This is a genomic window from Rhodococcoides navarretei, from assembly GCF_038069675.1.
GTDB classification, from domain to species: domain Bacteria; phylum Actinomycetota; class Actinomycetes; order Mycobacteriales; family Mycobacteriaceae; genus Rhodococcoides; species Rhodococcoides navarretei.
The window spans coordinates 3,930,736-3,952,661 of record NZ_JBBPCN010000001.1 but is presented as its reverse complement, the minus strand read 5'-3'; the positions used below and the strand labels follow the sequence as shown (position 1 = coordinate 3,952,661).

General features: G+C 65.1%; 21 protein-coding genes. 8 read left to right on the top strand and 13 right to left on the bottom strand.

Annotated features, from left to right (window positions below):
• Positions 1 to 226 precede the first annotated feature (226 nt).
• Both serC and AABD04_RS18500 read right to left on the bottom strand, forming a co-directional pair.
• Positions 227 to 1,348 (bottom strand): phosphoserine transaminase, encoded by a 1,122-nt coding sequence (gene serC, locus AABD04_RS18505; RefSeq protein WP_341443096.1) that lies wholly within the window; start codon positions 1,346 to 1,348, stop codon positions 227 to 229.
• Between the two features lie 69 nt (positions 1,349 to 1,417).
• Positions 1,418 to 2,536 carry a citrate synthase 2 gene (locus tag AABD04_RS18500; protein ID WP_243593780.1) on the bottom strand — a complete coding sequence of 373 codons (1,119 nt, stop codon included), beginning with the start codon at positions 2,534 to 2,536 and terminating at the stop codon, positions 1,418 to 1,420.
• A 135-nt stretch (positions 2,537 to 2,671) separates the two neighbouring features.
• On the opposite strand from AABD04_RS18500, the gene pdxH reads away from it, so the two are divergent.
• The 5 genes from pdxH (at position 2,672) to AABD04_RS18475 (ending at position 7,828) form a co-directional block, all read left to right on the top strand.
• Positions 2,672 to 3,289 carry a pyridoxamine 5'-phosphate oxidase gene (pdxH, locus tag AABD04_RS18495; RefSeq protein ID WP_335741511.1) on the top strand — a complete coding sequence of 206 codons (618 nt, stop codon included), beginning with the start codon at positions 2,672 to 2,674 and terminating at the stop codon, positions 3,287 to 3,289.
• Between the two features lie 5 nt (positions 3,290 to 3,294).
• Entirely contained in the window at positions 3,295 to 4,578 is a 1,284-nt protein-coding gene (locus tag AABD04_RS18490) for an MFS transporter (protein WP_341443095.1), read from the top strand.
• On the top strand, positions 4,562 to 5,491 hold the full coding sequence (locus AABD04_RS18485) for an aldose 1-epimerase family protein (protein WP_341442047.1): 930 nt from the start codon (positions 4,562 to 4,564) through the stop codon (positions 5,489 to 5,491). The genes AABD04_RS18490 and AABD04_RS18485 overlap by 17 nt, the downstream gene beginning before the upstream one ends.
• On the top strand, positions 5,488 to 6,459 hold the full coding sequence (locus AABD04_RS18480) for a carbohydrate kinase family protein (protein WP_341442046.1): 972 nt from the start codon (positions 5,488 to 5,490) through the stop codon (positions 6,457 to 6,459). Before AABD04_RS18485 ends, AABD04_RS18480 begins: the two co-directional genes overlap by 4 nt.
• Positions 6,460 to 6,529: 70 nt before the next feature.
• Positions 6,530 to 7,828: a citrate synthase gene (locus AABD04_RS18475; RefSeq protein ID WP_243593777.1), complete on the top strand. Its 1,299-nt coding sequence runs from the start codon at positions 6,530 to 6,532 to the stop codon at positions 7,826 to 7,828.
• Positions 7,829 to 8,043: 215 nt separating this feature from the next.
• Here AABD04_RS18475 and AABD04_RS18470 read toward each other — a convergent pair whose 3' ends face one another.
• Entirely contained in the window at positions 8,044 to 8,844 is an 801-nt protein-coding gene (locus tag AABD04_RS18470) for a carbon-nitrogen hydrolase family protein (RefSeq protein WP_341442045.1), read from the bottom strand.
• Positions 8,845 to 9,026: 182 nt separating this feature from the next.
• Here AABD04_RS18470 and AABD04_RS18465 point away from each other — a divergent pair, with 182 nt between their 5' ends.
• Positions 9,027 to 9,386, top strand: a complete 360-nt coding sequence (locus tag AABD04_RS18465; protein ID WP_243593775.1) for an FKBP-type peptidyl-prolyl cis-trans isomerase — start codon at positions 9,027 to 9,029, stop codon at positions 9,384 to 9,386.
• A gap of 75 nt (positions 9,387 to 9,461) precedes the next feature.
• Here the strand turns inward: AABD04_RS18465 and AABD04_RS18460 are convergent, their stop codons facing one another.
• The 4 genes from AABD04_RS18460 to AABD04_RS18445 all read right to left on the bottom strand — a co-directional run bounded on the left by AABD04_RS18460 (position 9,462) and on the right by AABD04_RS18445 (position 12,871).
• Positions 9,462 to 10,763 carry a sensor histidine kinase gene (locus AABD04_RS18460; protein WP_341442044.1) on the bottom strand — a complete coding sequence of 434 codons (1,302 nt, stop codon included), beginning with the start codon at positions 10,761 to 10,763 and terminating at the stop codon, positions 9,462 to 9,464.
• Positions 10,760 to 11,488, bottom strand: a complete 729-nt coding sequence (locus AABD04_RS18455; RefSeq protein ID WP_341442043.1) for a response regulator transcription factor — start codon at positions 11,486 to 11,488, stop codon at positions 10,760 to 10,762. The genes AABD04_RS18460 and AABD04_RS18455 overlap by 4 nt, the downstream gene beginning before the upstream one ends.
• A gap of 10 nt (positions 11,489 to 11,498) precedes the next feature.
• Positions 11,499 to 11,705, bottom strand: coding sequence for a hypothetical protein (locus AABD04_RS18450; protein ID WP_243593772.1), 207 nt, complete (start codon positions 11,703 to 11,705; stop codon positions 11,499 to 11,501).
• Between the two features lie 92 nt (positions 11,706 to 11,797).
• Positions 11,798 to 12,871 (bottom strand): GGDEF domain-containing protein, encoded by a 1,074-nt coding sequence (locus AABD04_RS18445; RefSeq protein WP_341442042.1) that lies wholly within the window; start codon positions 12,869 to 12,871, stop codon positions 11,798 to 11,800.
• Positions 12,872 to 12,990: 119 nt separating this feature from the next.
• Here AABD04_RS18445 and AABD04_RS18440 point away from each other — a divergent pair, with 119 nt between their 5' ends.
• On the top strand, positions 12,991 to 14,319 hold the full coding sequence (locus tag AABD04_RS18440; protein ID WP_341442041.1) for a cryptochrome/photolyase family protein: 1,329 nt from the start codon (positions 12,991 to 12,993) through the stop codon (positions 14,317 to 14,319).
• Positions 14,320 to 14,325: 6 nt separating this feature from the next.
• Here AABD04_RS18440 and AABD04_RS18435 read toward each other — a convergent pair whose 3' ends face one another.
• The gene (locus tag AABD04_RS18435) at positions 14,326 to 15,228 is read right to left on the bottom strand and encodes a DMT family transporter (RefSeq protein WP_341442040.1); all 903 of its coding nucleotides are present in this window, start codon (positions 15,226 to 15,228) and stop codon (positions 14,326 to 14,328) included.
• Between the two features lie 72 nt (positions 15,229 to 15,300).
• Positions 15,301 to 17,157, bottom strand: a complete 1,857-nt coding sequence (locus AABD04_RS18430; RefSeq protein WP_341442039.1) for a propionyl-CoA synthetase — start codon at positions 17,155 to 17,157, stop codon at positions 15,301 to 15,303.
• A gap of 192 nt (positions 17,158 to 17,349) precedes the next feature.
• Between AABD04_RS18430 and AABD04_RS25175 the strand changes: the two genes are divergently transcribed.
• The gene (locus AABD04_RS25175; RefSeq protein ID WP_423228165.1) at positions 17,350 to 17,748 is read left to right on the top strand and encodes a hypothetical protein; all 399 of its coding nucleotides are present in this window, start codon (positions 17,350 to 17,352) and stop codon (positions 17,746 to 17,748) included.
• A gap of 37 nt (positions 17,749 to 17,785) precedes the next feature.
• Here AABD04_RS25175 and AABD04_RS18420 read toward each other — a convergent pair whose 3' ends face one another.
• Genes AABD04_RS18420 through AABD04_RS18405 form a run of 4 tightly spaced genes read right to left on the bottom strand, consistent with a single transcriptional unit; the run spans position 17,786 to position 21,926 of the window.
• Positions 17,786 to 19,270 (bottom strand): carboxyl transferase domain-containing protein, encoded by a 1,485-nt coding sequence (locus AABD04_RS18420; RefSeq protein WP_341442038.1) that lies wholly within the window; start codon positions 19,268 to 19,270, stop codon positions 17,786 to 17,788.
• A 9-nt stretch (positions 19,271 to 19,279) separates the two neighbouring features.
• Positions 19,280 to 20,479 (bottom strand): ABC transporter permease, encoded by a 1,200-nt coding sequence (locus tag AABD04_RS18415; RefSeq protein ID WP_341442037.1) that lies wholly within the window; start codon positions 20,477 to 20,479, stop codon positions 19,280 to 19,282.
• Complete coding sequence (locus tag AABD04_RS18410) at positions 20,476 to 21,369, bottom strand: ABC transporter ATP-binding protein (protein ID WP_341442036.1); 894 nt, start codon at positions 21,367 to 21,369, stop codon at positions 20,476 to 20,478. Before AABD04_RS18410 ends, AABD04_RS18415 begins: the two co-directional genes overlap by 4 nt.
• Complete coding sequence (locus AABD04_RS18405) at positions 21,366 to 21,926, bottom strand: hypothetical protein (protein ID WP_341442035.1); 561 nt, start codon at positions 21,924 to 21,926, stop codon at positions 21,366 to 21,368. Before AABD04_RS18405 ends, AABD04_RS18410 begins: the two co-directional genes overlap by 4 nt.

Below are 21,926 nucleotides of genomic sequence, written 5' to 3'. Positions count from 1 at the left end.
CGCTTCGCGGGTGCCGACGATCGTTTCCCTATCAGAGGGTAGACAGCTGCGGGCTCGGCTGCACCCATTCGGTCGATGTTCCATCAATTGCTTTGTGCGGCAACGTCGATGCGTCTGGGAGAAAGCAGCGTGCCAGCAGGTACCGGTACAAGCAAGCGCTCCCTTCGAGGTCGCCACGCGCACTCATTGCAAGTGGATGCCTCGAAGGGAGCGTTGTAGCTGCCAACTAGCTCAGAGTGGACACGACCCAGTCGATGCTCGTGGTCAGTGCGGTGATGTCGTCCGGCTCGATGGCCGGGAACATACCGACACGCAACTGGTTGCGGCCGAGCTTGCGGTACGGCTCGGTGTCGACGACGCCGTTGGCGCGCAGGATCTTCGCGACCTGGGCTGCGTCGACCTTCTCGTCGAAGTCGATGGTGCCGACGACCTGGCTGCGGTGATCCGGGTTGGTCACGAACGGCGTCGCGAATTCGCTCTTCTCGGCCCAGTCGTACAGACGTGAGGACGAATCGGCGGTGCGGCCGGTGGCCCAATCGAGGCCGCCCTGCGCGTTCAGCCACTCGATCTGGTCCGCGAACATCAGCAAGGTCGCCACGGCCGGGGTGTTGTACGTCTGGTTCTTGCTGCTGTTGTCGACGGCGATCGGCAGCGACAGGAAGTCCGGGACCCATCGATCCGTGGCAGCGATCTCGCTGACGCGCTCGAGTGCGGCCGGGCTCATCAGCGCCACCCACAGGCCACCGTCGGCGGCGAAGCACTTCTGCGGTGCGAAGTAGTAGACGTCCGAGTCGGCGACGTTCACCGGCAGACCGCCGGCACCGGAGGTGGCGTCGATCGCGATGAGGGCGTTCTCGGAGCCGGCCGGACGGCTGACCGGAATGGCCACGCCCGTCGAGGTCTCGTTGTGCGCCCACCCGATGAGGTCCACGGACGGGTCGGAGGTGGGCTCGGGCGCGCTGCCCGGCTCGGCCTTGACGACGATCGGATCACCGATGAAGGGGTTGTTCTTGGCCACCGAGGCGAACTTCGAGCTGAACTCGCCGTTGGTCAGGTGCAACGACTTCTCGCGGATGAGGCCGAACGCAGCGGCGTCCCAGAACGCGGTGGTGCCACCGTTGCCGAGCACGACCTCGTAGCCCTCGGGAAGCGAGAAGAGATCCTTCAGACCACTGCGTACACGTCCGACGACGTCCTTGACGGGCTTCTGCCGGTGGCTGGTGCCGAACACGGAAGCGCCGACGTCGACCAGGGATTGCAGCTGCTCGGGGCGAACCTTGGACGGGCCGCAACCGAAGCGTCCGTCGGCGGGCAGGAGATCGGCGGGAATGATCGGCAATTCGGCCATGGAGTAGCGCGTCCTAGCGTCGATGGAATATGGCATCCACAGGCTAGTCGGGTGTCATGACACCGTCGACTACCGGATCAGCTCCCAGCCGTCGACGGACTCGGGGGTACGGGGTTCGGGGCCGGTGTAGAGGGCGGCCGGGCGAACCAGCTTGCCGAGCCGCTTCTGCTCCAGGATGTGGGCACACCAGCCCGCTGTGCGACCGCAGGTGAACATGGCGGGCATCATGTGCGCCGGCACCTCGGCGAAGTCCAGAATCACCGCAGCCCAGAACTCGACGTTGGTCTCGATGGCGCGGTCGGGGCGGCGCTCACGCAGTTCGGTCAGCGCGGCCTGTTCGAGCGCGGCAGCAACCTCGTAGCGCGGTGCGTTCAGCCGCTTCGCAGTTGCCCGCAGCACGCGGGCGCGGGGGTCCTCGGCGCGGTAGACGCGATGTCCGAAGCCCATGAGCTTCTCTTTGCGGTCCAGGATCCCGGTGATGAGAGCGCGTGCGTCACCGGTCCTCTCGACCTCTTCGATCATCGGCAGGACGCGGGCGGGCGCACCGCCGTGCAGGGGCCCGGACATCGCACCGATGGCACCCGAGAGGCAGGCGGCGACGTCGGCTCCGGTGGAGGCGATGACCCGCGCGGTGAACGTCGACGCGTTCATCCCGTGCTCGGCAGCCGAGACCCAGTACGCGTCGATGGCGGCGACGTGAGCGGGATCCGGTTCACCCTTCCAGCGGACCATGAACCGTTCGGTGACCGTCGCGGCCTCGTCGATGCGGGTCTGCGGTACGGCGGGCTGATAGATACCGCGAGCGGACTGGGCGACGTAGGACAGGGCCATCACCGATGCGCGAGCGAGGTTGTCGCGAGCGGTGGAGTCGTCGATGTCGAGTATCGGCTGGTAGCCCCAGATGGGTGCCAGCATCGCCAGACCCGCCTGTACGTCGACACGGACGTCACCGGTGTGAATCGGCAGCGGGAAGGGTTCCGCCGGGGGGAGTCCTCGCCCGAATTCTCCGTCGACGAGCAGTGCCCAGACATCGCCGAAGGTGACGTTCTGTGCGACGAGTTCTTCGATGTCGACACCGCGGTACCGCAGTGCGCCACCGTCCTTGTCGGGCTCGGCGATGTCGGAGGTGAACGCGACGACACCTTCGAGACCGGAGACGAAATCCTCGGGAACTCGTTGAACAGCCATGGCCTGTGGACTCCCTCGTCGCAACTGCACCCGGCTCTGCGCCGCATCCGGGCGTACTTCGTCAGAACCATAGCCGGGATCTACGCGGGAGTAGCGTCTGGGCTTGTGTCTGCAGAAGAACAGCGCCTGGCGAACATGCGGGTGGACTACGGAGAGCCCGAGGACCTCGATGTCGATGCTCTGGCGGGCGGGTGGTGTTCGCTGGCGCAGCAGTGGTTGTCCGACGCGATAGCTGCGAATCTGCCCGAGCCCAACGCCATCGTGTTGGGGACGGTCGACGAGGCGGGTAGACCCGCCACCCGCACCGTGTTGTGCAAGGACTTCGACGCAGACGGGGTGGTGTTCTACACCAACTACGACTCGGACAAGGGCCGTGCGCTCACTGCGACGCCGTACGCCTCGATCACGTTCCCCTGGATCGGAATTGCTCGCCAGCTCACGGTGCGCGGCGCGGTGGTCAAGGTCGACGCCGAGACCACCGAAACGTACTGGCGCACGCGGCCCCGCGGCTCGCAGCTGGGGGCATGGGCGTCCGAGCAGTCGCGTCCCATCGGCTCGCGGGAAGACCTGGCTGCGCGTCTGGCCGAGGTCACCGCGACGTTCGACGGTATCGAGGTACCGGTGCCGCCGAACTGGGGCGGCTTTCGCGTCGAACCGGAGACGGTCGAGTTCTGGCAGGGCCGAACGAGCCGTATGCACAATCGAATTCGCCTGACGGTGGCAAGCGGTGTGATCGAGCGTCTGCAACCGTGAGTGGGTTGCGCGGCATCCTCGCCGACACGACTCCGCTGAAGACTCCCGCCTACAAGCGGTTGTGGTTGGCGAACATCATCACCGTCATCGGGGCGCAGCTGTCCATCGTCGCTGTGCCGCAACAGGTTTTTCAGATCACGCTGAGCTCGGCCTACGTGGGTCTGACCGGTGTCTTCGCGCTGGTGCCGCTCATCGTGTTCGGTCTGTGGGGCGGGGCGCTGGCCGATGTGATGGACCGTCGCACCCTGTTGATGATCACCACCTGCGGCCTGATCGGAACGTCGGCTCTGTTCTGGTTGCAGGCGTTTCTGGACCTGAACAATGTGTGGATCATCCTGGTGCTGTTGGCCGTTCAGCAGGCGTTCTTCGCAGTGAATCAGCCGACGCGCAGCGCGATTCTCCCGCGAATCCTGCCGGCCGAGCAGCTGCCGGCCGCGAACTCGCTGAACATGACGGTGTTCAACTTCGGTGCTATCGCCGGACCGCTCAGTGCAGGCATCCTCATCTACTACATCGGGCTCGAGACCCTGTACCTGATCGACACCATCGCACTGTTCGCCACCCTGTGGGCCGTGATCCGGCTGCCGGGGATTCCGCCGGCGAAGTCGGGTCAGCGCGCTGGATTGCGTTCGGTGTTCGACGGTTTCGCCTACCTCGCCACCCAGAAGGTGTTGCTGGCCTCGTTCGTCGTCGACATCATCGCGATGGTGTTCGGTATGCCCCGGGCGCTCTTCCCGCAGATCGCGCACGAGAGCTTCGGCGATCCGGCGTCGGGCGGTCCGGTTCTGGGCATGCTGTTCGCAGCGATGTCCGCGGGCGCTGTGGTGGGTGGAGTGTTCTCCGGCTGGCTGCCGCGAGTGCGCAGGCAAGGCCTCGCGGTGCTGATCTGCATCGTCGTGTGGGGCGTGGCGATGATCGGCTTCGGTCTGGCCGTCGGCGCGGCCACCGACGGGGCCACCACCGTCGCCCTCTGGTTCGCATTGGCGTTCCTGGCCCTCGGCGGTGGAGCCGACATGATCTCCGCGGCGTTCCGCAGCACGATGCTGCAGACCGTTGCGACCGACGAGATGCGTGGCCGGCTGCAAGGTGTCTTCATCGTCGTCGTCGCGGGAGGGCCTCGCATCGGCGACGTGCTGCACGGGGCCGCAGCCGCGTCGGTGGGGACAGCAGCTGCTGCGGCCGGCGGCGGCGTGCTGGTCGTCATCGGTGTTTCGATCGCTGCGCTGGCTCTCCCGGCATTCATCCGCTACCGAGTGGGTGTCGTAGTAAAGAATGGCTCTCATGGCTGACGCACAGACCTACTCGTTGACGAGCGGCAAATATCGGGCAGACATCGCTGCCGTCGGAGCGGGCCTGCGGGTTCTCGAGTACGACGGCGCTGCGCTCACCGAAACCTGGGAGGCCGGCAGCAAGCCGCCGCTGTCGGCGGGGCTGGTGTTGGCCCCGTGGCCCAACCGGACGGCCGACGGGACGTTCTCCTTCGAAGGCGTCGAGCATCGGTTGGAGATCACCGAGCCTTCGCGGAACAACGCCAGCCACGGATTCGTCCGACGCGTGGCGTGGACTCTCGTGGAGCACACGGACAGTCGCGTCGAGCAGAGCGTGGACATCGGGGTGCATCCGGGTTGGCCGTTCTCGGTGACGGTCACCGTGGTGCACGAGTTGTCGGCGGACGGTCTCACCGTCACCGCGTCGGCGAAAAATGCCGGTGATTCCGCGGCACCGTTCGGGATGGGGTTTCACACCTTCGTCCGGGTGGGGGATGTGCCGCTCGACGAGTGCACGGTCGAGCTCTCTGCCGGGACGCGGCTGCCGCTCGATCCGGTGCGCAATCTGCCGGTGGGCAACTCGGTGCCGACGGCCGATACCGAGTACGACTTCCGGCAGCCGCGAAGCCTGGAGGGCGTACAGCTCGACACTCCGTTCAGTGCGTCGCTACCCGACGCCGACGGTCGTGCGAACCATGTTCTGCGTGGTCCCGACGGCACTGCGACCGTGCTGTGGACCGACAGCAGCTTCGGTTGGGTCCAGGTGTTCACCGCCGATCCCGCCAACGATCAGGCCTATCCCGATCGGGGACGAGCGCTGGCGATCGAGCCGATGACCTGCCCGCCCGATGCGTTGAATTCCGAGATCGATCTGATCGTGCTCGAACCAGGGCAAACCTGGTCCGGCACCTGGGGAATGAGGTACGAGAAGTGACGATTCTGGTGTGCGGTGAAGCATTGGTCGATCTGGTTCCGGTGCACGAGGGCCCGCTGCTCTCGCCCAAACTCGGCGGCGGACCGTTCAACGTCGCCGTTGCGATCCGTCGACTGGGTTCGCCCGTCGCGTACCTCTCGCGGATCTCCCGCGACCCGTTCGGCGAGCAGATTCTGGCGAGTCTGCGCGACGCGGGCGTCGACGTGTCGTGGGTGCAGCGCGGCGACGAGCCGACGACGTTGGCGATGACCACCCTCGCCGAGGACGGCAGCGCCGAGTACTCGTTCTACGCCGACGGCACTGCCGACCGCCTGGTGGCCGATCCCGGCGACCTGCCGGACGAGATCAGCGTGCTCTCGTTCGGCACACTGTCGCTGCTCTACGAGCCCGGCGCGTCGATGTACGCGGGCCTGCTGCACCGCGCTCGGGCCGCGGGCAAGCTCACGATGCTCGACCCGAACATTCGCCCCGCTGCCATCGACAGCACCAGTGGTGACATCACCGCCGACGGCTTCCGCGATCGTTTTCGCTCGTGGCTGCCCAGCATCGACATTCTCAAGGTGTCCGAGGACGACTCGCATTGGCTGGGGCTCGGAACCCAGGGCACCACCGTCGACGACTGGCTCGCGGCAGGGGTCACCGCGGTGGTGATGACCCGCGGCGGCGACGGCATCTCGGTCTTCACCGCCCCCGAGCAGAACTCGGCCTCGGGAATCGTGGCAGCCGAGGAAACATCTGTTCCGGGTGTGGCCGTCGACGTCGTCGACACGATCGGCGCTGGTGACACCGTGCACGGGGCTCTGCTGAGCTTTTTGCAGAAGGAGAGCATTATCACATCGAACGCGGTGAAACAGATGAGCAAGCAAGATTGGCAATCAGCGCTCGAGTTCGCTGCGAAGGCAGCGGCAATCACGGTTTCGCGCCCCGGTGCCGACCCTCCCTGGGCGTCCGAGGCGTCGAGAGACTAGTTTCACTATCGACGTTAGAACTGTCCGCTTCAAGTACGTGTCCGTTACACGAGTTCGAGAGGGACCATTCGTGCCCGCTGAGAATGATGCCAAAGCCACCCTCACCTATCCCGGTGGCGAATACTCCATGTCGATTGCCGAGGCCTCCGAGGGCAACAACGGCATCGAACTGGGGAAGTTGCTGGCCACCACCGGCTACACGACGTTGGACGGCGGGTTCGTCAACACCGCGTCGACCAAGTCGGCCATCACCTACATCGACGGCGACGCAGGCATCCTGCGCTACCGCGGATACCCGATCGAACAGCTCGCGGGCAAGTCGTCGTTCATCGAGGTCAGCTACCTGCTGATCTACGGAGAGCTGCCGTCGGAGGTCGAGCTCGAGAAGTTCACCGACAAGATCCGTCGGCACACTCTGCTGCACGAGGACCTCAAGCGGTTCTTCGACGGCTTCCCGCGTAACGCGCATCCGATGCCGGTGCTGTCGAGCGCCGTCAACGCGCTGTCGGCGTACTACCAGGATTCGCTCGACCCCAACGACCCGGAGCAGGTCGAACTCTCGACCATCCGCTTGCTGGCCAAGCTGCCGACCATCGCGGCGTACGCCTACAAGAAGTCCGTCGGGCAGCCGTTCCTGTACCCGGACAACTCGAAGAGTCTGGTCGAGAACTTCCTTCGCCTCACCTTCGGCTTCCCGGCCGAGCCGTACGAGGTCGACCCCGAGATCGTCAAGGCACTCGACATGCTGCTCATCCTGCATGCCGATCACGAGCAGAATTGCTCGACGTCGACGGTCCGGCTCGTCGGATCCTCGCAGGCCAACCTGTTCACCTCGATCTCCGGCGGCATCAACGCACTGTGGGGCCCGCTGCACGGCGGAGCCAACCAGGCCGTGCTCGAGATGCTCGACAAGATCAAGGCCGAGGGCGGCGACGCCACCGACTTCCTGCGTCGAGTGAAGAACAAGGAAGACGGCGTCAAGCTCATGGGCTTCGGACACCGGGTGTACAAGAACTTCGATCCGCGCGCGACGCTGGTCAAGGAAACTGCACACACGATCCTCGGCAAGCTGGGCAACGGCGACGAGCTGCTCGAGATCGCCCTCAAGCTCGAAGAGACCGCGTTGACCGACGACTACTTCGTCGAGCGCAAGCTCTACCCCAACGTGGACTTCTACACCGGCCTGATCTACCGCGCGATGGGCTTCCCGCCGCGCATGTTCACGGTGTTGTTCGCGATGGGCCGTCTCCCGGGCTGGATCGCGCACTGGCGCGAGCAGAACGAGGACACGACCGGCAAGATCGGCCGTCCGCGCCAGATCTACACCGGCTACACCGAGCGCGACTACCAGGACGTCAGCTCCCGCTAGCTTTCGCTGAACAACAACGCCGCCGGCTCCCATTGGGGTTCGGCGGCGTTGTTGTTGGTGCCACTGCGCCGAGTTCGCACTTACGCAGGCGATATGGCCACTTTTGGCTGCACAACTGCGATCTCGCTGCGTGACGGCCGAGTGCGCGCGTCGAGTTCGAGGTTATGGACGTATTTCGGCCGGAATCCATCCATAACTTCGAGTTCGCGTCAGCATCAGGCGTCGAAGTGCTTGCGGTTCTTCAACACCGGGAGAGTTTTCCGCACGGCGTCGACCAGTTCGGTGTGAATGTCGATGGTCAGCATTCCGGGGGTCGCGTCCAGTTGACCGAGGATCTCGCCGGTGGGCGAGCAGACGATGCTGTGTCCCACGCCCAATGGTGCATTACCTTCGGCGGCAGCGGGTTCGGCCTGGTCGCAGGCTGCGATGAAGGTCGTCGAATCCAACGCGCGTGCCCGTGCGAGCAGGGTCCACTGTTCGATCTTGCCGTCTCCCGATCCCCACGATGCCGGAACGACGACGAGTTCCGCGCCGAGGTCGCCGAGCTTCTGGAACAGAGCCGGGAATCGAATGTCGTAGCAGGTTGCGAAGCCCACTCGAACTCCGGCGATGTCGACCACGAGGGGCTCCGAACCCGGTGCGACGGTATCGGATTCGGCGAATCCGAAGGCGTCGAACAGGTGAATCTTGTCGTAGCTCGCATCGACTCCGGGGCCGGTCACGAGCAGGGTGTTGGTCACCCTGTCCTCTGCAGCGGGCGTGAACATTCCGGCGACGACGGTGATGCCGGTGGCGGACGCGATGTCACGCACAGCGTTGGCCCATTCGCCGTCGAGGGGTTGTGCGAACTTGCGTATCGGCCCGCCGAAGCATCGCATCGTCGCCTCCGGGAACACCACGAGGTCCGAGCCGGCGTGCGCGGCTGCCCGGGCATGAGTGTCGATGAGTTCGAGGTTCTCGGCGGGGTGTTCGCCACTGGTGATCTGGGCGAGACTGACGCGGATCGTGTCGCTCATGCACTCCATCGTATGCCCCGGGCCGCCGGTGTCTCCGACCAGCGAATTCGTGTCTTTTTCGGGTGCCAGCGCCCGTCGCGACCCGTCTACGACGTAGAGTCGAACTGCTCGACGTTCAGACAACAGCCATTCAGAGCACCACAGCCGGCGTCGGCGGGCCGGCGCAACCGCAGGAGACTTCAGTGACGAAGCCAGTGATCGAATTTCAGGCCGGACCCGCACCATTGGACCTGGTGACGGTCGACCTCGTCGAGGGTGACGGCGCAGAGGCAGTGGCAGGTGGCACCGTCGAGGTGCACTACGTCGGAGTCGAGTTCGACTCCGGCGAAGAGTTCGACTCGTCCTGGAACCGTGGCGAATCCATCCAGTTCCCGCTGCGTGGACTCATCCAGGGCTGGCAGGACGGCATTCCCGGAATGAAGATCGGCGGACGCCGTCAGCTCACCATTCCGCCGGAGCTCGCCTACGGCCCCGCAGGCGCAGGACACCGACTGTCCGGCAAGACGCTCGTGTTCGTCATCGACCTGCTCGACGTGAAATAACTGCAGGTCCGGTAACAGCGCGGGTTGCCGCGGCGGCGGCCGTTCCCCTCGGCAACCTGCGTAAGACTGCAGTAGTCAGCGATCCTGCAATTCCAGCACCAATCGCGCGCCGCCGAGCGGGCTGTCGCTCACATAAGCTCGGCCACCGTGCAATTCGGCCTGTTGCGCTACCAGCGCCAGGCCGAGCCCCGAGCCGCCCGTCGCGGCCCCGGTGCCACGCTCGAATCGCCCGAACACCGTGACGCGTTCGCCTGGGGGAATGCCCGATCCGTTGTCGTCGATCGACACGCGGACCGTCGTACCCACCCGTTCGGCGGTGATGACGATCGAGGTGGCGTTGCCGTGCCGTACGGCGTTGCCGATCACGTTGTCGACGGCAAGTCTCAGACCGGTCGGCAGCGCACGCATCGTGATCTCGCAGTCGGCGGCGGACTCCACTCGTATGTCGAGTTCGGGGTGCTGTCGTTGCGCATCCTGGGCGGCGACGTCGCAGATGTCGATGATGTCGGTCTCGACTCTGTCCGCCTCGCTGGACAATTCGCCCGATGCCAGTCGCTCCAGCGCAGTCAGAGTGGTCTCCACCCGCCCCTGTGTTCGTTCGAGGTCACCCAGAATTTCCCGCTGCTGCCCGGGCTCGAGATCGAGTGTTCTGAGCACCTCGATGTCGGTGCGCATCGCGGTCAGTGGGGTTCGCAGCTCGTGCGCAGAGACGGCCGCGAAGTCGCGTGCGGTGTCGAGAGCGGCATTGGTCCGGTCCTGTGCCTCGTTGAGTCTGGTGAGCATGCCCCCGATCGCGACAGCGAGTTCGTCGGCTTCGGTGACGCCAGTCCGGGTTTCCGGAGCGGTCGGCGGTTGCGCACTGACCTGCCTGGTCAACGTCACGAGCGGTCTGACGGCTCGGCCACCGAAGAGCCATCCCAAACCGGTGGATACGGCGACTGCGGCCAGCCCCAACAGGATTACCTGTTTCTGTTGCTCGTCGGTCACCTGTTGCGCCTCGATGGCCGGCACGCCGATGGAAATGGAGATCGACGAGACCACGGTCGAGACCGCGGTATAGACCCGGAAGCGTCGACCGTCCACGTCTACGGTCTGCGAACCGGTCTCCAGCGCGGGCAGCCGTGTCGGGGTGGACGCGACGACGATGTCGCCACTGCGAATGGTGACGGCGAACGCGCCCGAGAGCTGGTCTATGAAGGCCTCCAACGTCGACGAGTTCGGGACCAGAACCTGCGATGCCGTCGTCAGACGCTCGTCGAGTTGATTGACGTTGTTGCGCGAGATGGCGACCGACGTGACCACCGCGAGGGCGGCGACGACGAGGGTCGCGCCGAGGGCAGTGGCCGCGGCCACTCTGGCGCGCAGGGAGAAGCTCATGCGGCATCCCGGACGACGAAGCCGACGCCGCGGACCGTGTGCAGGATGCGCGGCGATCCGTCGGCCTCGAGCTTGCGTCTGAGGTAGCCGACGAACACGTCGACCACGTTGGTGTCGGCGACGAAGTCGTAACCCCAGACCAGTTCGAGCAGTCGCTCACGCGTCAGGACGACGCCCTTGTTACGAGCCAGGATCGCCAACAGCTCGAATTCTCGCTTGGTCAGGTCGATATCGGCACCGCCGCGGTGGACGCGATAGCCGGGGATGTCGACCACCAGGGTTCCGATGGCCACGGCGGAGTTGGGTGTGCCCGAATCCGTCACCGGTGCAACCGGACTGGTGCCGCGTCGTCGCAACATGGCGCGGATTCGAGCGACGAGCTCGGCCAACACGAACGGTTTGGTGAGATAGTCGTCGGCACCGGATTCGAGTCCGGCGATGCGATCGTCCACCGAATTGCGGGCACTGAGCACGCAGATCGGAACGTCGTTGCCCATGGCGCGCAACGCGGTGACCACGCTGGCACCGTCGAGCACCGGCATGTTGATGTCGAGCACGATGACATCGGGCATGGATCTGGACACGACGCCGAGAGCCTCTGCGCCGTCGGATGCGGTGATGACGGTGAACCCGGACAAGCGCAGTCCGCGTTGCAACGACGACAGCACGTCGGCGTCGTCATCGACGACCAGGACGGTGGCGGGGGCACTCGGCGATTCGGTCACCGGTCCAATGCTAGGCAACCCAACTGTCGACGGTGCTGCGGCGTTCCTCGGGTGTCTTGGCGAAGAAGTCCTCGAGGGCACTGCGACGCCCGGTGTCGGCGTCGAGTGACCAGGCGAGCGCGGGGGCCTTGGCGTAGAGCTGCTCGTAGTACTTCTCGAAGGTGCAGGTGCTGTCGATCAGGGAGAGGGCACCGGGGAAGGGGCGTGCGTTCGTCATGATGTTCTCCTTGTCTCTCGGGGTGTTTCCCAAGCTAGAGGGGCTTCTTGCGACGATGGTGAGTCATTGTTGGCGGTATTCTGAGACTTCTTTCACGACATCGAATCGTGATGTGCACGGTCGCCGCCCGCGCGCTTGGCCTCGTACATCGCGCGATCCGCGGCTGCCACCGCCGCACGAAGTGTTCGATCGACAGAAGACAAGTCCGCGTGCACCGGTCCGCAGACGCCGATGCTGGCCGTGACCACGGGTGTAGCGGCTTCACGGACTGCGCGCCGCAGCCCCTCGGCCGTGTCTTCGGCAGCGGTCGATGGGATCGGTGTGGCTGCGTCGATGACCACGAATTCCTCGCCGCCGAGCCGAGCCACCGTCATCGCCGGTTCGGTTCGTCGCAAAGCATCGGCCACCGCTACGAGAACCTCGTCGCCCGCTGAATGACCGTACGTGTCTTTGATCGACTTGAACTTGTCGAGATCGAGGAGGTAGACGGTGATGGACCGTGCGGAGTCGGAGGACGTGATCGCGTGCCGAACCTCCCGTTCGAGCCCGCGACGATTGAATGCCCTGGTGAGTTCGTCGATCTCCGAGTCCTCGACGTCGAGGGTCATCATGCCGACGATCACGAGGGTCATCATCGGCACTGCGCCGATGATGATCAGTACCGCAGCACCGAGTGCCAGCACCTGGATCGGGGGAGCGCCTTCGCGTAGTTCGCTGACTGCCAATCCCACCGTTGCCAGCACTGCACAGGCGACGGCGGCACCGAAGACGCGAGAGCCGTGAAAGAACACCACGTAGCCGCACACGACGGCGAAACCGGTGCATTCTGCCAAGCCGAGAAGCGGAACGGGGATGAGGTATCCCGTAGTTGTCATGAACACGCCTGCAGTTCCCACGAACCACAGAGACTGTGCCTCGGTGAACCAGGGGCGTGATCGCCACAGCAGCACGGCCCATCCGATATCGACGAGGGCGACGAGTAACGCAACTGTCATCGCACCGGATCGACCACTGCGGTCCGTGCCGAGCTCGAACAGCAGAGGCTGCAGGCCCAGAACCACTGTGGCCAGCACGACGGCTGTCCGCGCGAGTGGCATCAATTGGCGTCGTACCAGATACTCGGGAAAGAACTCGTAGCGGTGTGGCGCGGTCCAGTCGATTGCCATCTCGGCGCGTTCCTCCCCGGCAGGCGCGGTGCCGCATACACGGTAGCTGCACCCGGGGCCGGGCGGAGGGAATCGATGGGGGCGGGTTGCACTCCGCACGGTTGGGTAAGACTGACACCATGTCGATCGTCTGGTTTCGCCGTGATCTCCGTCTGGGTGATCTGCCCACCCTCACCGCCGCCGCCGAGTCCGGAGACCCGGTACTCGGTCTGTTCGTGCTCGACGACCGCTTACTCAAGCCCTCCGGCGGTCCGCGCAAGGACTTCCTGTTTCGGTCTCTCGAGGCACTGAACGAGCAGCTCGACGGCAGATTGATGGTGGTGCACGGTGACCCCGAGACGGTGGTCCCGAAGGTGGCGAAGGCCGTCGGGACCGAAGAGGTGCACATCAGTGCCGATTACGGCCCCTACGGGCGCGAGCGCGACGCCCGGGTCGGGGAGAAGGTGACGTTGGTCGAGACCGGCTCCCCGTACGCGGTCGCGCCGGGTCGGATCGTCAAGAACGACGGGGAGCCGTACAAGGTGTTCACGCCGTACTCACGCCAGTGGATGGACCACGGCTGGCGCGGGCCTGCCGATACGTCCGCGAACACTGCCGACTGGATCGACCCGGACGAGGTGAAAGGTGTTCGGCGCGTGAAGATTCCCTCCGAGAAGGAGGCGTCCGACGCGGCTGCCGGTGAAGCCGCCGCATCGAAGCAGTGGAAGGAATTTCTCGACGAGGTTTCTGCGTACGACGACGAGCGCAATCGTCCCGACCTCGATTCTACGAGTCGGATGTCGGTGCATCTGAAGTACGGAACCATTCATCCGCGGACGATGCTGGCGGACCTGGGCAAGCTCCGGAACGAGGGCGCAGCGTCGTATCGTCGCCAGATCTGCTGGCGAGACTTCTACGGCGACATCCTGTTTCAGCGTCCCGACAGCGCGCGTGAGAACTACGTCAAGAAGTTCGATGCTATCGAACTGGACTCGGGCAAGCACGCCGACGAGTTGTTCGAGGCCTGGTGCAAGGGCGAGACCGGCTTTCCGATCGTCGATGCCGGTATGCGGCAGTTGAACTCGGAGAAGTGGATGCACAACCGAGTTCGCATGATCGTGGCGTCGTTCCTCGTCAAGGATCTGCACCTGCCCTGGTGGCGGGGTGCGCGCTACTTCATGCAGCATCTCGTCGACGGCGATCTGGCCAGCAACCAGCACGGCTGGCAGTGGACCGCAGGAACCGGTACCGACGCGTCGCCGTACTTCCGGGTGTTCAATCCGATCACCCAAGGCGAGAAGTTCGACCCCACCGGCGATTACGTGCGCCGCTGGGTGCCCGAGCTACGCGGTGAAGAAGGAAAAGCCGTGCACACGTTGAAGTTCGGCCGTCCCAAGGAATACCCGGAGCCGATCGTCGATCACAAGCACGAGCGGGAAGTGGCGATTGCACGGTTCAAGGCCCTCTAGCGACCGTTATCGCTTGCGGGACAAACCGACTCCCACCAGGCAGATGACCCCGCCGACCACGGCGAGGACGTGGGGAACCTCGCCGAGCAGCAGCCAGGCCAGAACGATCGTGATCGGTGGGACCGCGTACGTGGTGATTCCGAGCTTGCCTGCGTTCATTCGCGTCAACGCGTAGGCCCAGGTGCTGAACGCCAATGCAGTCGGGACGAGGCCGAGGTAGATCAGTCCGCCGGTGGCACCGGTCGAGGCGGTCGACAGGTCGTCGAGCAGAGCCGGAGCGAAGGGCAGCGTGCACACTGCGCCGATGGTGCACGCCATCCACGTGACCTGAAGTCCTGGAATGGTGCGCAGCACCGGCTTCTGGCTGAGCACTCCGATTGCGTAGGTCACCGCGGACACCAGACACAGTGCGATGCCGAGGACGTCGGCGTCCGTCTTGGTTGTGGACGTGGTGGTCACAGCCGTCACGACGCCGACCATGACTGCGCCGGCGAACGCGATGGCTGCGCCGATCACCAACCACCTCGGAAAGCCCTCGCCGAGAAGCAGACCCGCGAACAGGGCGACCAGAATCGGTCCGATCTGAATGATCATCGACGTCGTGCCGGCGTCGACGCGCTGCTCGGCGGCATTGAGGGCGACGTTGTAGATGCCGAACCAGAACACCCCGATACTGATGATCTGCAGCCACTGAGTGCGGTTGGGCTTGACCCACTGTCTTCTGACCAAGACGATCGCGCCGAGTGCCACAGATCCGATCAGCAACCGGCCGAGTGCGAGCGGGCCTGCCCCGAAGGATTCGCCGACGCCGCGAATCGCCACGAAGGCCGAGGCCCACGAGATCACCGTGATGGTGACCGCACCGAGGGCGAGCCAATCGACGGCGGGACGGGTGTCGAGATCTGTCATGCCGACGACGCTATCGCGCGCGAACGACCCCTGGCGCGCGGATTTCGGCCATGGTTGCTCGTATTACCGCCGCTATCTGCCGAGCAGCTTCTCCAGCGCGTCGAGTACGGCCGGATCCTCGATGGTCGACGGCACGCCGTACTCCTCGCCTGAGACGATCTGGCGCATCGTCTTCCGCAGGATCTTGCCCGATCGGGTCTTGGGCAGCGCTCCGACGATCGTCACGTCGCGGAACGTCGCGAGCGCGCCGATCTGATCGCGGACCATGGCCACCAGTTCGCTACGCAGCTGCTCCTCGGTGATGGTCTCACCGGCCTTGAGCACCACGTACCCGCTGGGGCGCTGGCCCTTGAGGTCGTCGTGAATGCCGATGACGGCGCATTCGGCGACGGCGGGGTGGCCGGCCAGCACTGCCTCCATCGACCCGGTCGACAGGCGGTGTCCGGCGACGTTGATGACGTCGTCGCTACGGCCCAGCACGTAGACGTAGCCGTCGGCGTCGATGTATCCGGAATCGCCGGTGAGGTAGTAGCCGGGGAACGTATCGAGATACGAACGCTGGAAACGTGATTCGTCGTTCCACAGACCCACCAGCGCGCCCGGCGGCAACGGCAGCTGCACGACGATGTTGCCCTCGGTGCCGGCCTCCACCGGATTACCCGACGCATCCAGAATTCCGACCTGGAACCCCGGCACCGGAACAGTGGGTGACCCCGGTTTGATCGGAAGTGGTTCCAGCCCACGGAGATTGGCGCAGATCGCCCACCCGGTTTCCGTCTGCCACCAGTGATCGACGACCGGGCGATCCAGCGTGCGCGAAATCCATTCGTACGTATCGGGATCGAGGCGTTCACCGGCGACGAACAGGGTCTCGAGCGACGAGGTGTCGTACTTCTCCAGCTCGGCGGCGTGCGGGTCCACCTTGCGGATGGCACGCAATGCCGTCGGCGCAGTGAACAACGCGCGGACGCCGTGATCCTGGATCACCCGCCAGAATGCGCCTGCATCGGGAGTCCCGACGGGCTTTCCTTCGTAGAGAACCGTTGTGGCACCGGCAAACAGAGGTGCGTAGACGATGTACGAGTGCCCGACGACCCAGCCGACGTCGGACGCCGTCCACATCACCTGCCCGGGCCCCACGTCGTAGATGTTGCGCATCGACCACGTGAGAGCCACGGCATGACCGCCGTTGTCGCGCACCACACCCTTGGGCTTGCCGGTCGTGCCCGAGGTGTAGAGGATGTACAGCGGATCGGTAGCGAGCACCGAAACCGGTGGGGCGGCGGTGGCGTCGGCGATGAGGGTGTCCCAGTCGAGCCAGTCGTGATCGCTGGGAATTCCCTCTCGTGCTTTCACGATCACCGCAGGCGTTTTCGCGGTGGTGAGGGTCAGCGCGCGTGCCACCAGAGGCAAATACTCGATGACGCGACCCGGCTCGAATCCACCGCTGGCGGTGATCAGCAGTGCGGGTTCGGCGTCGTCGATACGTGCGGCGAGTTCCTTGGCTGCGAAGCCGCCGAATACCACCGAATGCACGGCGCCGAGCCTGGCGCACGCGAGCATGGCGACGACGGCCTCGGGAATCATCGGTAGGTAGATCACCACGCGGTCGCCCGGCCCCACGCCCTGCCCGCGCAGTACCCCGGCGAAGCGAGCGACCTGGTCGAGCAGTTCGGCGTAGGTGTAGCTGCGGGTGAGACCGACCATCGCCGAGTCGTAGATCAACGCGGTCCGGTCGCCGTGCCCGGCGTCGACGTGCCGGTCCAGGGCATTGACGCAGGTGTTCAGACGGGCCCCGGGAAACCAGTGCGCGCCGTCGAACGCAGTGGTGGGCGGGGTGTCCCAGTCGATGTCTGCCGCCGCAGACAGCCAGAACTGCTCACGGTTGTCGACGCTGTTCTCGAATGCCTGCCGATATTCGCCACTCATGGGGCGAGCGTAGTTCGAGGGTGGGGTGGTCCGGGCCGGGTTGCGCACTACCGGCGACGACCGGCGGAATCCCGTCGACCGGCGGTCGTTGCGTGCACTGGTGCCCGGTGCACGTCAAGATTCGGGGTCCGGGCGTCAAGATTGCGTCAACACCCCTGTTCGACGCCACCGCCCGGCGCAAGACTTCTTCTCATGACACTCCTCGACATTCTTCCGTCCCTCGGTGCCGCCTACGTTTCGCGGTGCGATCCTGCGCTCTGGCCGGCCGATACGCATTGCGTCTGCGGCCGCATCACGGTCGACGGCGTTGCGTTGGAGGATCTGGCCGATGCGCAGGGCACTCCGGTGCAGTGGGGGCGCATTCTGGTGACGCGGGTGCGTTCGGTGATCGCAGGCGAGGTGGGCGTCGACGCCGAGTTCGGGGATCTGCTGCAGGCGGTGGTGGTCAACCGGCATTCGGTGGGTCCGGTGGTCAAGGTCGATGTTCACGGCCCGGGTCGCCGTTGTGTGAGTCCGGTCGAGCTCCCGGCCGACCTCCGTGCGGGCGATGTGCTGGCGCTCGTGACCTCGCAGGTGCACGAAAGTTCGTAGCCTGCTACGAAGTTCTGCTCACATGCGGCGAAGCCGCTCATCCCAGCGAGCGGTAGCGGCCGAGTCTGTTCCGAGTCCGGGTGGCGGTGTCGACGGTCGACAAGCCGCGCAGTTCCCCGACGATGGCATCGGCGACTCGTGCGGAGAACGCAGCCGGTTCGTCGGCCGCGTCGGGAAGTTCGGGAACGATGGCGTCGACGATGCCATCGCGCAGTAGATCGACGGAGCGGATGCCCTGCGCCTCGGCCATCTCCGGGGCGTGCGCGGTGTCGCGGTGCACGATGGCACTGGCACCTTCGGGCGGAAGTGGTGCGAGCCAGGCATTCTGGGCGCACAGCACACGATCGGCAGGCAGTAGCGCGAGCGCTCCGCCGCCGGTGCCCTGGCCGAGCAGCACCGACACCGTGGGAGTGTCGACGGTGACCAGATCCGAGATCGATCGCGCGATCTCCGGTGCCAAGCCGCCTTCCTCCGCCTCCTTGGACAGTGCTGCGCCGAATGTGTCGATGACGAGTACCAGAGGTAGCCGAAGTTCCTCGGCCAGGCGCATGCCGCGTCGAGCTTCTCGTAGTGCCGCTGGGCCCATCGTTGCCGTGGCGGTGCTGCTACTTCGGTCGTTGCCGAACAGCACGCAAGAGACACCACGGATACGGCACAGCGACAACAGAATCGAGGTGTCGGCCTCGCCCTGACCGGTGCCGCTGAGTGGAACGTGCTCGCTCGCAGCGTGTTCGATGAGTTGCCGAATGCCGGGGCGATCCGCGCGACGCGACGACTGCACCGAATGCCAGGCCGACTGCTCCGGTATCTCGGCCGGCTCATCGTCGGTGAGATCGGGCCACACCGTGGCGTCGACGATCACTCGGAGCGCACGGATCAACAGGTGGCGCAGTTGATCGACCGGCACCACGCCATCGATGACGCCGTGCTGGTAGAGATTTTCGGCGGTCTGGACGCCGTCGGGAAATGGCTTGTCGTACAACGCCTGATAGACGCGTGGTCCGAGGAACCCGATGAGGGCACCGGGTTCGGCGACCGTGACGTGAGCCAACGATCCCCAGGACGCGAACACTCCACCGGTCGTCGGATTGCGGAGATACACCAGGTACGGCAGGTGCGCCGCCTTGTGCGCGGTCACGGCGGAGGCGATGTTGACCATCTGCACGAAGGCGAGTGTGCCCTCCTGCATGCGCGTGCCCCCGGAAGTGGGGGAGGCGATCAAGGGCAGCCTCTCTGCCGTGGCGCGTTCGATAGCGGAGGTGATGCGCTCGGCCGCGGCAACGCCGATCGATCCGGCGAGAAAAGCGAACTCGCACGCGATGATCACCACGCGTCGACCGTCGATGGTGCCCTCGCCGGTGACCACCGACTCGTCGACGCCGCTCTTCTCGCGAGCCTTGGCCAGGTCCCGCAGATAGGACTCCCCAGGATGGACGTCCACAGGCGTGGAGTCCCAGGACACGAACGATCCGCCGTCGAGAACGGAATCGAGAATCTCGGCGGCGGACGTCCGTGGGCTCATGGGTGAACCCTAGCGAGCAAACGCTTCCTTCCAGGAGACGGTCTTGCCGATTCGCAAAATGGAGCGCTGGTAGATCTTCGCGGCACCCATCGCAAGGATCGCGGTGGTGACGATCATCAGGACCGCCGATCCGACGATCTGCACCGGTGAGGTCACGCCGGCGGCGATGCGCAACGGCATCATGATCGCGGAGAACGGGGGGATCCAGCTCAATGTGTTCGCAAGGGTGCTCTCCGGATCGCTGACGGAGTAGAAGGCGGCGAAGAACATGGCCATGATCAGGATCAGCAACGGCATTGTCGTCGAGTTCACGTCCTCCTGCCGCGAGACCATCGACCCGCCCGCCGCGTAGAGCACTGCGAAGAAGGCGAAGCCCAGGATGAACCAGGCCAACGTGGCAGCGAAGACACTGACGGCGGCACCGGTGACGGTGAGGACACCAGTACCCAATCCTGCACCCACACCGGCTATTCCGTACAGGGCGAGCTGCAGGATACCGACCGCACCGATGCCGAGGATCTTGCCCCAGAGTAACTGCAGGGGGCGAACGGTGGAGAGCAGCAGTTCGACGACACGCGACGACTTCTCTTCGACGACGCCCATCGCGACATACATGCCGAAGCCGATGATCTGGGCGTAGAGCAGGAATACAGCGGAGAGGGCCAGCGCGGTCCGTTGACCGGCCTCGGGGTCCGGCGGATCGATCGCGTCGACGGTGACCGTGGCGGCACTCGTCGCGGCCCCGAGCTCGTTCTGATCAACACCCTGTTGCGCCAGTGCAGTATTGGTGGCCTGCGTTGCGACACTGCCTTCGACGACGGCGCGCAACGTGCCGGTCAGATCGGACTCGGTGACGGCGGTGTACGCACCTGCGGTTCCGTCCGGAACCAACGCCACGTCGAGATCCCCGGATTCGACGCCGCTGCGTGCGGCGGATGCGTCGGCGACCTCGCGAACCTCGACCGGAGACCCGACGGCATCGCCGGTCGCTTCCACTACGGCCGCAATGGACTGGTCGCCGGCGATGCCGACGACGTCGCGCTCTTCGTCACCGCTGCCGGAGAAGATCGAGAACGCGATGATGCCGCCGACGATGACGGCCAGGATGATCACGTTGCTGATGACGAAGCTCTTCTTCATCACCTGAACGGTGAACTCGCGCTTGGCTATCAAGGATACTGCGCTGAAGGAGTTCAGTTGGGAGCTCATGCCACTACCGCCTCTCGGAACAGGTCGCTCAGGGAAGGTTTCTGGATGGAGAAGTCGTGCACCGGACCGGTCGCCAGTGCGGCCCGGAGGATCTCCTGATCGTCGGCCCCGGGTGCCAAGCCCAGGACGGTGACGCCGTCACTGTGGCCGAGGGTGCTCACCCCGGCGATGCTCGACGCCCATCCGGGTGCCGCGTTCGGTGCATGGACGCGCAGTTGTGAATCTCCCGAGCCGCGTAGTTCGTCGACGGTCCCGACGGCCTTCATCGAGCCGGCGGCGATGATGCCGACGCGGTCGCACAGGCGCTGCACCAGGTCGAGCTGGTGACTCGAGAACACCACCGGCACTCCGGCAGCAGCCTTTTCGCGCAATACCTCGCTCATCACGTCGACGGCGATGGGATCCAGTCCGGAGAACGGCTCGTCCAACACCAGAACCGCGGGATCGTGCACCAGCGCGGCCGCCAGCTGCACACGCTGTTGGTTGCCCAGGCTCAATGCGTCGACGGTGTCGTTGACGCGCTGATCGATGCCGAGGCGTTCGGTCCAACGGATCACCGCAGCCTTGGCGTCCTTGGACGACAGCCCGTGCAGCTCTGCCATGTAGGCCAATTGCGGGCCGACCTTCATCTTCGGATACAGGCCGCGTTCCTCGGGCATGTATCCGATGGTGCGGCGGACGTCGAGGTCGACGGGCTTGCCGCCCAACAGAACCTGACCGGAATCTGCAGACAGGACGCCCAATGCGATACGCATCGTAGTGGTCTTGCCCGCGCCGTTGCTGCCGACGAAGCCGAACAGCTCGCCGGGCCGGACGTCGAAGCTGAGGTTGTCGAGGGCGATCTTGTCGCCGTATTTTTTGGAGACCGAGTCGATCGTGAGGGTGCTCATGGTGCCCTTTCTGTCTCTTTGTCGGGATCGAAGTCGTCCGGTTCGGAGTCGGGGGTAATCCAGGCGAGAATGATTGCTGGGGAGCACCCGCCGGCCAGCAAGGCAGCGAGCGTCCACAAAGCTCCTGCGTAAGCCAGGTTTTCGTTGTCGTACGCTCCCGACAGCACTATCAGAATCAGAACTGCCACCATCACCAGGGCCTGCGTGACAGTAAGGCCGATCGAGCGTGCTTCGTTGCGCTGCTGCACTTCCCATTCGTCGAGAGCGCCCACCGGTGCATCGCTGTGGCGACGGGACACTGTTTGCAGCATCGTCCACGTGACGAGAAACATCACGGTGGCCGGGATCCATACGATCGGTGCCCACCTCGAGAACAGGGACCACACGGCGACCACCATCAGGGTGAGCAATGACGCCATCAGTAAGACGGCGAGAATCCGGCGTCGTCGCTGCGTGCGCCACTTCGGAAGCCAGTGTCTCGTGTTGGCGTCGTTCTCCAGGAATCGGCGCGTGCGATAGGCCTGATAGCGGGTGAGGAAGTCGATGTGTTCGCTCAT